Source organism: Polynucleobacter sp. IMCC 30228, from assembly GCF_021395205.1.
Classification (GTDB): domain Bacteria; phylum Pseudomonadota; class Gammaproteobacteria; order Burkholderiales; family Burkholderiaceae; genus Polynucleobacter.
In genome coordinates this window covers 17,236-29,713 of the sequence record NZ_JAJVCS010000002.1, presented here as the reverse complement: position 1 = coordinate 29,713, position 12,478 = coordinate 17,236, and the positions used below count along the sequence as shown (strand labels likewise).

13 protein-coding genes are annotated in these 12,478 nt (G+C 44.7%); 1 reads left to right on the top strand and 12 read right to left on the bottom strand.

Annotated elements, in window-relative coordinates; all coding sequences use genetic code 11:
* Window positions 1-16: 16 nt before the first annotated feature.
* Genes LZT21_RS04000 through LZT21_RS03985 form a run of 4 tightly spaced genes read right to left on the bottom strand, consistent with a single transcriptional unit; the run spans window position 17 to window position 3,414 of the window.
* Entirely contained in the window at window positions 17-1,087 is a 1,071-nt protein-coding gene (locus tag LZT21_RS04000; protein ID WP_233924348.1) for an ABC transporter substrate-binding protein, read from the bottom strand.
* A gap of 27 nt (window positions 1,088-1,114) precedes the next feature.
* Entirely contained in the window at window positions 1,115-1,912 is a 798-nt protein-coding gene (locus LZT21_RS03995) for an ABC transporter ATP-binding protein (protein WP_233924347.1), read from the bottom strand.
* 3 nt (window positions 1,913-1,915) lie between these two features.
* Window positions 1,916-2,701 carry an ABC transporter permease gene (locus LZT21_RS03990; RefSeq protein ID WP_233924346.1) on the bottom strand — a complete coding sequence of 262 codons (786 nt, stop codon included), beginning with the start codon at window positions 2,699-2,701 and terminating at the stop codon, window positions 1,916-1,918.
* On the bottom strand, window positions 2,698-3,414 hold the full coding sequence (locus LZT21_RS03985) for an ABC transporter permease (protein WP_233924345.1): 717 nt from the start codon (window positions 3,412-3,414) through the stop codon (window positions 2,698-2,700). The genes LZT21_RS03990 and LZT21_RS03985 overlap by 4 nt, the downstream gene beginning before the upstream one ends.
* 205 nt (window positions 3,415-3,619) lie before the next feature.
* Here LZT21_RS03985 and LZT21_RS03980 point away from each other — a divergent pair, with 205 nt between their 5' ends.
* Window positions 3,620-4,657 (top strand): LacI family DNA-binding transcriptional regulator, encoded by a 1,038-nt coding sequence (locus LZT21_RS03980; RefSeq protein ID WP_233989280.1) that lies wholly within the window; start codon window positions 3,620-3,622, stop codon window positions 4,655-4,657.
* Here the strand turns inward: LZT21_RS03980 and fdx are convergent.
* From fdx to uvrB, 8 genes are all read right to left on the bottom strand, one after another.
* Entirely contained in the window at window positions 4,654-4,992 is a 339-nt protein-coding gene (gene fdx / locus LZT21_RS03975; RefSeq protein ID WP_233924343.1) for an ISC system 2Fe-2S type ferredoxin, read from the bottom strand. The two genes, LZT21_RS03980 and fdx, sit on opposite strands and share 4 nt — an antisense overlap.
* Window positions 4,993-5,001: 9 nt before the next feature.
* Complete coding sequence (hscA, locus tag LZT21_RS03970) at window positions 5,002-6,867, bottom strand: Fe-S protein assembly chaperone HscA (protein WP_233989279.1); 1,866 nt, start codon at window positions 6,865-6,867, stop codon at window positions 5,002-5,004.
* Between the two features lie 38 nt (window positions 6,868-6,905).
* The gene (hscB, locus tag LZT21_RS03965) at window positions 6,906-7,433 is read right to left on the bottom strand and encodes a Fe-S protein assembly co-chaperone HscB (protein WP_233924341.1); all 528 of its coding nucleotides are present in this window, start codon (window positions 7,431-7,433) and stop codon (window positions 6,906-6,908) included.
* Window positions 7,411-7,734 (bottom strand): iron-sulfur cluster assembly protein IscA, encoded by a 324-nt coding sequence (gene iscA / locus LZT21_RS03960; RefSeq protein WP_233924340.1) that lies wholly within the window; start codon window positions 7,732-7,734, stop codon window positions 7,411-7,413. Before iscA ends, hscB begins: the two co-directional genes overlap by 23 nt.
* A gap of 15 nt (window positions 7,735-7,749) precedes the next feature.
* Window positions 7,750-8,133 (bottom strand): Fe-S cluster assembly scaffold IscU, encoded by a 384-nt coding sequence (gene iscU / locus LZT21_RS03955; RefSeq protein ID WP_233924339.1) that lies wholly within the window; start codon window positions 8,131-8,133, stop codon window positions 7,750-7,752.
* A gap of 13 nt (window positions 8,134-8,146) precedes the next feature.
* Window positions 8,147-9,406 (bottom strand): IscS subfamily cysteine desulfurase, encoded by a 1,260-nt coding sequence (locus LZT21_RS03950; RefSeq protein ID WP_233924338.1) that lies wholly within the window; start codon window positions 9,404-9,406, stop codon window positions 8,147-8,149.
* 61 nt (window positions 9,407-9,467) lie between these two features.
* Window positions 9,468-10,037, bottom strand: a complete 570-nt coding sequence (gene iscR, locus LZT21_RS03945) for a Fe-S cluster assembly transcriptional regulator IscR (protein WP_233924337.1) — start codon at window positions 10,035-10,037, stop codon at window positions 9,468-9,470.
* Window positions 10,038-10,202: 165 nt separating this feature from the next.
* On the bottom strand, window positions 10,203-12,275 hold the full coding sequence (uvrB, locus tag LZT21_RS03940; protein WP_233924384.1) for an excinuclease ABC subunit UvrB: 2,073 nt from the start codon (window positions 12,273-12,275) through the stop codon (window positions 10,203-10,205).
* Window positions 12,276-12,478: the final 203 nt, after the last annotated feature.

The window sequence follows — 12,478 nt, the reverse complement described above, 5'->3', positions numbered from 1 at the left end:
GAAGATAAAAGATAAATTATTTCGCGTTATTGGCAAACTCACGTAATTTTTTATCTGCATTAACCATCTTCATATACTCATCGGTTATGTATTCACTAGCAGGCGGAACTGCTTGAATTGCACCAGTGGCAAGCATGAAAGCGCCAATTGCTGTGAACCAATCATCCATTAATGAAGGCCCTTTAGCACGATCCATCACCTTAAGCTCACCAGCCAGATCAAAAGTCGGACGTGTATCAAATTCTTTACGCATCGAGGCTTCCGAAATTGTTACACCGCCCTGCTCATAAAATTTCTTCATCAAAGCAATGGCTTGAGGTTTATTGGCATTCATCCATTTCCAGGTGTGCAAATATACTGCTAAAAATTTTGCAACCATTTGGGGATTTTCTTTAGCGTAATCGCCGCGTGCAATTAAAGCCCCGGGAACCACTACGCCCCCCTCTTTACCGCTACAAAGAACTTTACCGCCAGCCTTTTCTTCTAGGGTATAAATATTTGGTGCCCATAAGCCGCCAAATTCAGCATTTCCAGAAGACATGGCAGAAATAATTTCCGCCTGACCCATATTCTTAATAGTGACATCAGTTTTACTTAAGCCGTATTTCTTTAAGCAAGATTGCACCGCATAGTCACCGGTGGAGTTACCAGTTAAGACAATTGCTTGGCCCTTAAGTGCTTGCTGGGGATTTTTTGCAAAAGCCTCAGCCCCTTTAGCGGTTGCTACTAATGCATTACCCGCAGATTCATCATTCGAGATACCAATGGTTTTAATGCCGAAGCGAACAAAGCCAAGGACAGCTGGAACGGATCCTGTAGCGCCAACATCCCACGATTTCGATGCCGAAGCAGCAATTTGCGGAACACCAGCTGGAAAGGTACTAAATTCGGGCTTAAGGCCCATTTCTGCCCACCAATTTTTTTCGCTGGCAATATAAAAAGGTAAGGCCCAATAAACCGCAGGCTGATAACTCACTTTAATTTCAGTTAGTTTTGGTGTCTGCGCTTGCGATAAGGTACTCACCGTCAGCAAGGTGCTACCAATAATGCTCACTGTAAAGCCTAATGCAATTTTCTTCAACTTCATTTTGTCTTCCTCCGTTTACTTTTTAAATTAATGATCACTGCCTAAATTATGTTCCCGCAACAACCTCCAAATCGAACTACGTAATTTCACAAAAGAGGGTAAATCCATCACATCTTCAATCCGTGAATGACTATCCCAATTTTCAGCATCACGTATCGATTTAATGTCGATAATCTCTCGAATTAATCCTGGATGCCTTGACATAACAACGACCCGGTCAGCCAAATATACTGCTTCCTCAACCGCATGAGTAATAAATAAAACCGTTTTGGGATTTTTACGGGCCAGCCGAATTAATTCTTCTTGCATCACTACCCGGGTCTGTGCATCTAACGCCCCGAAAGGCTCATCCATCAACAATACCTCAGGATTTAAAACATAGGCTCGGGCAATGGCGACTCGCTGTTGCATGCCACCAGATAATTGATGTGGATAAGCGAGCTCATAGCCATCTAGGCCCATTAATTTAATTGCATCAGCAGTTCTGATGGCTCTTTCGGCTGAATCAACGCCATTTGCTCTAAGGCCAAATTGAATATTTTCTGCTACCGTTTTCCAAGGAAACAATGCAAATTGCTGAAACACCACAGCGCGATCTGGTCCAGGGCCTTTTACTTCCTTGCCTCCTACCAAGACTTTGCCTTTAGTAGGCATATCCAGTCCCGCTACCATGCGCAAACAGGTGGTCTTACCGCAACCAGACGGTCCCACTATGGCAACAAACTCTTTATCGGCTACGGTTAAATTAATTCCACCAACGGCTAATACTTCTTTACCGCTTTGCTTGAAACTGCGTTGGGTGTCTTCAAAAACAATATTTGCCATAACTCAAATCTCTTGGTAGCGGGTCGAAAATTTTTCAGCCTGACGTAACAAAATATCAATCACCAGACCTACTAAACCAATCGCAATCATGCCACTCATCACAATATCGGTACGAATATTCGATTGGCCATTGACCATCATGTAGCCTACGCCACTAGAGGCGACAATTAACTCAGCGCCTACCATTGCCTGCCAGCCCGTTCCCGTCGAAATACGTAAACCAGCCACAATCGCTGGAATGGCTGCAGGAAAAAGGACCTGCGTCATCAGTCTAATTTTGCCCGAGCCCAACATTCGGGCTGCTTCAATATATTTTGGCTCAACATAGAGGGCGCCGCGATATGTATTAATTAAGACCGGTGGGAATGCGCCCATAAAAATAATTAGGATCGGTCCACCTATACCAGTTCCAAACCATAAAGCAGCAAATGGGATCCAGGCAATCGGTGCAACGAAGCGGATGCTTTCAAAAAATGGCGTAATGATGCGATCAGCCCATTTAGACAGCGCCATTAATAAACCCAGTGGAATGCCAATCGCCACCGCTAATAAAAAACCATACAAAAACCGCTTAAAACTAGAAACAATATGGGTTAAAAGTGTGTAGCCAGAAAAGGGCTCATGAAGTAGCTTAATAAAAGTCAGTAAAACCTCATGAGGGGCAGGCAAAAATTGCCGAGGAGTTACATTGGCTGCCACTACTCCATACCAAAAACCAAAAAAACAGAGCAGGCCGACAATGGTATAAAACCACCACTCGCCTCGCCCTAGGTACTGAGTCATTTTCATACGGGCTTCCAAGGCATCGCCCACCGCTCTGCTTTAGCTAAGATCAGGGTCATTAACCAGCCGCATAGTGCCACAGTAAACATGCCTACTAAGATCATGCCTGGATAAATATCTTGCGCAGCTTGGTGCAAAATCGAACCCAGACCAAAAGTGGCGCCAATTAATTCAGCAGCTACTAAGGTTGTCCAGGAGGCTTGCAACGATAAGCGCAGTCCTGTAAAAATCATGGGGAGCGCCCCTGGTAATATCACTTCGCGGTAATAGGTTAATTGCTTGATGCCTAACATTGCGGCTGCTTCACGCTGCGGCACCTCAATTGAGCGAACCCCAGTATAGGTATTAATCACTGCAGGAATAAAAGCGGCAATAAAAATCACCATTATTTTGGCCGCATCGCCTAAGCCTAACCAAACAATTGCCAAAGGAATCCAAGCCAATGGCGGGACGGGTCGTAGAGTTAAAAAAATCGGATTGACGAAAGCTTCAATACGCTTATTAGCTCCCATCAAAATCCCCAACAAAACACCTAAAGATGATGACACTAAAAAACCTAAGGTTACCAAGAGGACACTCTGCAATATATGCTGATAAAGCAAGCCATCGCCATACCCCTTAAAGGTAATAATATTTAAAGAGTTCCAAGTTTCAGTGGGCGATGGAAAACGAAACGGCGCGATCAAGCCAGACCATTCAGTCAAAGCGAACCAAGCCACTAAGACACCCGCTATAAATAAAATAGGCCTAAGCAACTTTTTATAAATTTTGCCAACCCCCAAAAACAGAAAAATAGAAAATAAATGTAAGCGCTTTCATTTTAAGCATAAAAATGCTATAAATTAGCTCTATTCCTTAATAAATTACTTAGTATTTTCCCTAATACTCGTCTTCACTTGTACTTTCTAATAGCGTACGTCTGGCATGAAAAAACTGGCTAAGTCGATCACCATAAACCATGTGGCTAAAGCTGCGGGGGTCTCTACCGCAACTATTTCGCGTGCCTTAAATCAGCCCGAAGCTGTACGTCCAGCGCTGAAAGAACATATAGAAAAAACAATTAAAAAACTAGGCTATATACCCAATGCAAGCGCCCGCTCTTTAATGTTGCGCCGCTCAGGCACGATTGGCATGATCGTTCCAACTTTAGATAATGCAATTTTTGCCCAAGGTCTAGCTGCCTTCCAAGAACAACTGCTAGAGTCGCACTACCAGTTACTAGTGGCGAGCAGCAACTACGACCCTTATATTGAAGCCAATCAAATTAATAATTTATTGCTACGTGGTGTTGAAGGCATGGCTTTTTTTGGCATTAGTCAGCAACTCGAAACACTGCGGCTATTACAAAATCGGGGGGTGCCCTATATTCATATTGGCGCTTTAAAGGCGCCAATTTCAGGATTTTGTTCGGGCTTTGATAATCAGCAAGCGATTCAACTCGGTATCCAGCATTTATTGGACTTAGGACATATCAAATTTGGCATGATAGCGGGAATTACCGCAAATAATGATCGCGCCCGCGATCGCGTAAAAGGGAGCGTCAGTCTTTTAAAGAAAAATAAAATTGATTTATTGCCTAGCTTAATTATTGAATGCCCGTACACCATTGAAGCAGCACGCGATGCATTAAAGCAATTGCTACGGATTGAGCCAAAATTGACTGCCATTATTTGTGGTAACGACGTTTTAGCCCTCGGCGCCTTACTAGAGGCAAGTAAACAAGGGATCGCTGTCCCTAAAAAATTATCTATCATGGGCTTTGATGATCTCGAGCTTTCGCGTCACCTCATGCCCAGCCTAACCACTATGCATGTAAATGCAAATTCAATGTGGCGAGAAGCAGCAAAGCATTTAGTTGCACAAATTAATGGCGTTCATGGCCTACCAAAAGAAATTAAAACGCCAGTTAACTTAGTCATTCGTGAATCGACTGGCAAAAGCCCAAAAAGCTATAAAAATTAGTGGTTTTCTTTAGCGTGATTAATAGAGTATTTAGGTATCTCAATCACTAAATCTTTTTGCCCCACAATGGCCTGACACGATAAACGGGACTGACTACTTAAACCCCACGCCCGATCTAACATATCGTCTTCATTATCATCAGGTGGATTCAAGCTATCAAGACCTTCACGTACGATCACATGGCATGTAGTACAAGCACAAACCATGTCACAAGCATGCTCAATTTCTACGCCGTTTTCCAATAGCGCTTCACAAATACTCGTACCAGGAACAGTTTCGATCACTGTACCAGCTGGGCAATATTCACTATGCGGTAAAACCACAATTTGCGTCATCGCGACCTTTTAAATTTCAGTAACATTTTTGCCTTTAAGGGCTTTTTGAATGCTCGCATTCATTCGCTTTTCTGCGAAGCCATCACTAGCCTTTGCTGCTCGATCAATGGCTTTACGCAAAATATCGCTATTCAGCTCTTGGCTTGCTGTTATTTTTAAGAGTTGCAATTCCACTTCCAGAGCAGCTCGCTCAGTCGAAGATAATAAATCGCCATCGCTTATCAGCGCAGCTTCAATTGCCTCAAACAGGCGTTGCGCACTAACCTGCTCTTCACGTAAAGCGCGGGCTTGAACGTCAATTTTGGCTGAAGAAAAGCCATCTTGTAGCATCCGCGTAATTTCACTGTCTGTTAGGCCATATGAGGGTTTGATATCAATCGCCGCATGAGCGCCTGAGCCCTGCTCAACCGCCCTCACAGCTAAAAGACCGTCGGCATCAACCTGAAAGGTTACCCGAATACGTGCTGCCCCCGCGACCATCGGCGGAATGCCACGCAATTCAAAGCGACCTAAGGAGCGGCAATCTTGCACCAAATCACGCTCACCCTGGACGATATGTAAAGATAGGGCAGTTTGACCATCTTTAAAAGTTGTAAAGTCTTGGGCGCGCGCAACGGGTATTGGCGTATTACGGGGAATAATTTTCTCTACTAAGCCCCCCATGGTTTCAATCCCTAAAGATAAGGGAATGACATCCAACAATAACCATTCGTTATTTTTCGTTTGATTGCCTGCTAATAAATCCGCTTGCATCGCAGCACCTAGCGCTACGACTTGATCTGGATTTAAATTATTTAATGGCGCGGTACCAAATAGCTCGCCCACGGCGCGTTGCACATTGGGCATCCTAGTGGCTCCACCTACCATGACCACGCCTTTAACTTCATCTGCTTTTAAGCCAGCGTCACGCAATGCTTTGCGTACAGCAACTAAGGTTTTACTCACTAAATTTTGGGTCATTTCAAAAAATTGGGCTTGGCTCACACCCACATTTACCACCGCGCCATCACTTAAGCTCAGATGTACTCTGGTTAGAGCCGCATGACTCAAATGCTCTTTTGCTGCTTTACAAGCCAATAAGAGTGCCCGTTGATCATGCAAAGATAATGGTGGCAATTTAGCCTGTTCAATAACCCAACAAAATAAGCGCTGATCAAAATCATCTCCACCCAAGGCGGTATCACCACCAGTCGAAAGCACCTCAAAGACTCCTTTACTCATGCGCAAAATCGAGATGTCAAAAGTACCACCACCTAAATCGTAGACCGCATAAACACCTTCCGCACCATTATCTAAACCATAAGCAATCGCTGCTGCAGTAGGCTCATTCAGTAAGCGCAACACCTCAAGCCCAGCCAATTTAGCGGCATCCTTGGTAGCTTGGCGTTGTGCCTCGTCAAAATAGGCGGGTACCGTAATGACAGCACCCACAATGGGCTCAGCAACAGAATCTTCTGCTAATTGCCGTAACCTTGCCAAAATTTCTGCCGATACTTCAATCGGGCTTTTATCACCTGCAATGGTTCTCAACTTGAGCATGCCAGGTTGATCGACAAAGTCGTAAGGAGCATTTTCTAAATGAGCTATATCAGTCAAACCTCGCCCCATATAGCGCTTAACCGACACGATGGTATTTTTAGGATCTGTAATCAAGTGCTCTAGGGCCTCGAAACCCGCTTGAGTTTGCCCATTCGGCAAATAACGCACGACTGATGGCAATAATTCACGCCCTTGTGCATCGACTAAAATTTGTGGCAAAGCATTTCGCACCAAAGCCACTAAGGAATTAGTAGTACCCAAATCGATGCCAATGGCAATGCGCCGCTGATGCGGTGCAAGCGACATCCCAGGTTCAGCGATTTGTAAAAGTGCCATAATTGATTGTCAATAGACTGAATTAAAAATATGCTCGCTTATGCTAAATCAGCAGTTGCATCATCGAGCTCGGTGGCAAATTTATCGATAAATAATAATCCACGCAATAGCTCAGCTGCGCGTACAAAATTACCTGCCCGATCAATTGCCTCAGTAAGCTCAGCCATCGTGTCTTGATACGATAAACGCACTTCTTGACTCAAAATAGCTAATGCAGCTAAATTGTCTTCGTGCTCTTCTAAATTTTCTCGCCAAGCAATTTGTTGTAATAAAAAAGCTGCTGGCATTGCGGTATTGGTTTCAAGCTGAGCATTTACTCCATGTAATTCGCATAAGTAAAGTCCCCGCTGAATTGGATTTTTTAAAGTTTGATATGCCGTATTAGCTAAGGTGGCTAACTGCATGGCAAGCCGTTGCTCACTTTCGGTACCGCGGGCATGCCGATCAGGGTGAACCTCTTTTTGCACAGCTAAATAGGCGCGATCAAGCTCAGCCACATTCACTTGGAATTGCGGATTTAGCCCAAAAAACTGGAAGTAATCTTCAGACGCGGAAAGATTCGCCACAACCACACTCGTCTTTTACGTTTGGATTTTGGAACTTAAACCCCTCGTTCAAACCCTCACGCACAAAATCAAGCTGGGTACCATCGATATAAGCCAAACTCTTCGGATCTACAAATACCTTCACGCCATTCGATTCAAACATCTGATCTTCTGGCGCTGCTTCGTCTACGTACTCCAACTCATAAGCCAAACCCGAACAACCCGTAGTACGCACACCTAAACGCAAGCCGCAGCCTTTACCGCGCTTTTCAATATTATGAGCGACGTGAGCTGCTGCTTTTTCAGTGAGAGTGATTGCCATTTACTTTTACCTTGCTTATGCGGGATGTTTATCTTTGTAATCTTTAACAGCCGCTTTAATCGCATCTTCAGCTAAGATCGAGCAATGAATTTTAACGGGAGGTAAAGCCAATTCTTCAGCAATCAAGGAATTTTTAATTTCAAGCGCTTGGTCTAAAGTCTTTCCCTTAACCCATTCGGTTACCAAAGATGAAGAGGCGATAGCCGAGCCACAGCCATAAGTCTTAAACTTCGCATCTTCGATGATGCCCTGCTTATTTACACGAATTTGTAGCTTCATCACATCGCCGCATGCTGGCGCGCCAACCATCCCTGTGCCCACTTGATCATCGCCCTTGGTAAACGAGCCCACATTGCGTGGATTTTCATAATGATCAATTACTTTATCGCTATATGCCATGATATTTCCTTTATTAGTGAGCAGCCCATTGAATGGTGCTGATATCAATACCGTCTTTAAACATTTCCCATAAGGGCGAAAGCTCGCGTAAACGGGCAATTTTTTCTTTCACTAATTGAATCGTGAAATCAACTTCTTCTGCAGTGGTAAAACGACCAATCGTAAAACGTATTGAGCTATGGGCTAATTCATCATTACGACCAAGAGCTCGTAAGACATAGGAAGGCTCAAGCGAAGCTGAAGTACAAGCTGAACCCGAAGAAATGGCAATATCTTTTAAGGCCATCAACATCGATTCCCCTTCAACATAATTAAAACTAATATTTAAATTATGGGCAACTCGTTGATCCATATCGCCATTCACATACACTTCCTCAATATCTTTCAGCCCTGCTAATAAACGATCGCGTAAAGCCCGAATACGTTTATTTTCTGCCACCATTTCAATACGCGCAATTCGAAAGGCCTCGCCCATGCCTACAATTTGATGCACGGGTAAAGTGCCAGAGCGCATGCCACGCTCGTGTCCACCGCCATGAATTTGTGCCTCGATTCGCACGCGGGGCTTACGCCGCACAAATAAGGCTCCCATTCCTTTAGGTCCATAGGTTTTATGGGCTGAGAAACTCATTAAATCAACCTTTAATTTCTCTAGATCAATTTCAACCTTACCAGTTGCCTGTGCCGCATCGACATGCAAAATAATGCCGCGTGAACGCGTTAAGTCGCCAATGCGGGGAATGTCTTGCACCACCCCAATTTCATTATTAACAAACATCACCGAAACCAAAATCGTATCAGGACGCATGGCTGCTTCTAATTGGGCAAAATCAATTAACCCGCTGGGCAGAACATCTAAATAGGTAACATCAAAGCCTTCGCGCTCAAGCTCACGGCAGGTATCTAAAGTGGCCTTATGCTCCGTTTTCACCGTAATGATGTGCTTGCCTTTTTCTTGATAGAAATGGGCTGCACCTTTTAGGGCTAAGTTAATACTTTCGGTTGCGCCACTAGTCCAGACAATTTCACGCGGATCGGCATGAACCAACTTAGCTACCTCAGCACGCGCCTCTTCAACCGCCTCTTCAGCAGCCCATCCAAATGCATGGCTACGCGACGCGGCATTCCCAAATTGCTCCCGCAAATAGGGCAGCATCTTGTCAACCACACGGGGATCAATCGGCGTAGTTGCTGAGTAATCCATATAGACTGGGAAGTGCTTTGGACTAAACAAAGAAACGGGTTGTAAAACTCGACTTTCTGGGGCATTCATGGCGTTTATATGTTCTAAAAATAGTATGCGTTAGATAAATTGAATGTGAGTTATGGGTTTATTAATTTTGTCCTGCTAAATTAAAAACGGAATTCACAATATGTCGCTTGGGGGCAACCTCGGTTTTAAGTGCTTGCGCAGGAGCTAGCTTGGTGGGCTTAGTCACGTTAAGCTTGATTTTCTTATCACGCAAATCGTGCAAGACAACTCCGCGACCTTCTTGTTGCTGCATCAGATCACGCAAGCTAACCGAATTCAGGTACTCAACCATTTTGGCATTCAGGTTAGTCCATAGATCGTGCGTCATGCAACGGCCCAGATGGTCCTCTTCATTATGGCAATTGCCCTTGCCACCGCATTGCGTTGCATCTAGAGGCTCATCAACTGCAACAATAATATCGGCGACACTAATTTGTTCGGCCTTCAGCGCCAAGGTATAGCCGCCACCGGGTCCACGCGTACTTTCAACAATGTTGAAGCGACGCAACTTACCAAATAGTTGCTCTAAATAAGAAAGCGAAATTTTCTGTCGTTGACTGATGCCAGCCAAAGTCACAGGGCCGTGCGCTTCACGCAAAGCCAAATCAATCATCGCGGTTACTGCAAAACGACCTTTAGTTGTAAGTCTCATAAATCACCTATGTTGTGGGTTGCTATGGACAGCTCATAGCCGGACGGATAATATCCGACTAATCCACTCAAGTTTAGCAGATACCCGACTAATTTGCTCAAGCTTTGCCTTCTCACTGAAAGGGTTATTTTACTAGGGCGTTCTTACTAAGACAGGGCTAGAGAGTTAAAGCCTATCATGAGAAAAGGCGCCAAAGGCCATTTCTTTCACTTTAGTTAAGCGATCGCGGGTGGCGGCGGCCTTTTCAAACTCTAGATTTTTGGCTTCTGCATTCATTTGCTTCTCTAAGCTCTTGATTTCTAAGGATAATTGCTTTTCACTCAAGCTTTCATAGCGGGCTCGCTCTTCCGCGACCAAATATTCACTACGCTTTTCACTCACGTCATAAACCCCATCAATAATATCTTTAATGCGCTTGCTCACGCCCTTGGGTTCAATCCCATGAAGGGCATTAAAGGCCACCTGCTTTTCACGGCGACGATTGGTTTCGCCAATAGCTCGACGCATCGAATCGGTCATTTTGTCGGCGTACAAAATGGCCTTTCCCCGAATATTGCGGGCTGCTCGGCCAATTGTTTGTATCAAGCTACGCTCAGAACGCAAAAAACCTTCTTTATCGGCATCCAAAATGGCTACCAATGACACCTCAGGAATGTCTAAGCCTTCGCGTAATAAATTAATCCCCACCAACACATCAAAAGCGCCTAAGCGCAAATCACGAATAATTTCTACCCGCTCTACCGTATCAATATCCGAATGCACATACCGCACCTTGACCCCGTTATCCCCCAAATAATCGGTTAACTGCTCAGCCATGCGCTTCGTTAATACCGTAACTAAAACTCGCTCGCCGACTTTAACGCGCGCCGAAATTTGCATTAATAAATCATCTACTTGTGTGCTAGCTGGTAAAACTTCTATCTCGGGATCAACCAATCCTGTTGGTCTAGCAACCTGCTCAACCACTTGTCCAGTTTTGCCTTTTTCGTAATCAGCTGGGGTTGCCGAAACAAAAATGGCTTGCCGCATCTTGGTTTCAAACTCAGGAAATTTCAACGGTCGGTTATCTAGCGCTGAAGGCAAACGAAAGCCAAACTCCACTAAAGTTTGTTTGCGTGAGCGATCACCGTTGTACATACCATTAAATTGGCCAATAAGTACATGGCTCTCATCTAAAAACATGAGTGCATCAGGCGGCAAATAATCTACCAAGGTAGGTGGGGCTTCGCCCGGGGCAGCGCCAGATAGATGGCGCGAATAGTTTTCAATACCTTTGCAAAATCCCAACTCGCTTAGCATTTCTAAGTCAAAACGCGTGCGCTGCTCAAGTCTTTGGGTCTCAACCAACTTACCTGCCTGCACAAATTCTTCAAGACGCTCACGTAGCTCGACTTTAATTGTCTCAATGGCTTTCAAAATAGTCGCTCGCGGCGTCACATAATGAGAACTTGGATAAACCGTAAAGCGCGGAATTTTTTGCTTTATGCGCCCGGTTAAAGGGTCAAAAAACTGCAAGCTTTCAACCACATCATCAAAGAGCTCAATGCGCACGGCTAGTTCATTATGTTCGGCCGGGAAGATATCAATCGTGTCGCCACGGACCCGAAATACGCCCCGCTGAAAATCCACCTCATTACGCTCATACTGCATCGCAATTAAGCGGGTGACGATATCGCGTTGACTCATTTTGTCGCCAGGCCGCAAAGTCATGACCATGCTGTGATAATCGCCTGGGTTACCAATGCCATAAATTGCCGAGACTGTTGCCACAATGATGACATCACGTCGCTCTAATAAACTCTTAGTTGCCGACAAACGCATCTGCTCAATATGTTCATTTATTGAAGAATCTTTTTCAATAAATAAATCACGCTGGGGAACATAGGCTTCAGGCTGGTAGTAATCGTAATAACTAACAAAGTATTCCACCGCGTTGCGGGGGAAAAATTCGCGGAATTCACTATACAGTTGCGCCGCTAAGGTTTTATTGGGTGCAAACACAATGGCTGGGCGCCCCATTCTGGCAATGACATTGGCCATCGTAAAAGTTTTACCCGAACCAGTAACGCCCAATAAGGTTTGAAATGACAAGCCATCCTCGATACCACTCACGAGCGCCTCAATTGCTTGAGGCTGATCGCCGGCAGGAGGAAAAGGTTGATACAACTGATAGGGAGAATTGGGGAAAGTCACAAACTTGGCGGGATCTAGCTCATGGCTGGCATCGACGAATGCCATACTTTTGCCTTTTTCCAGCAACAAGGCGCTCTCAGGCTCTGGCTTGGCTAATTTAGGCGGTTTAGGTAACTTGGGGGGCATCTCAGCTATCATTTCATTTGTGAAGCGTTTCAACACAAATTTTGCACAAACGGTGATTTTGCCGTTTTTATTTCAATTTGGGCGAAATGCTTTGAAAACTTGTTTTTGTTGCCCCCTTACCC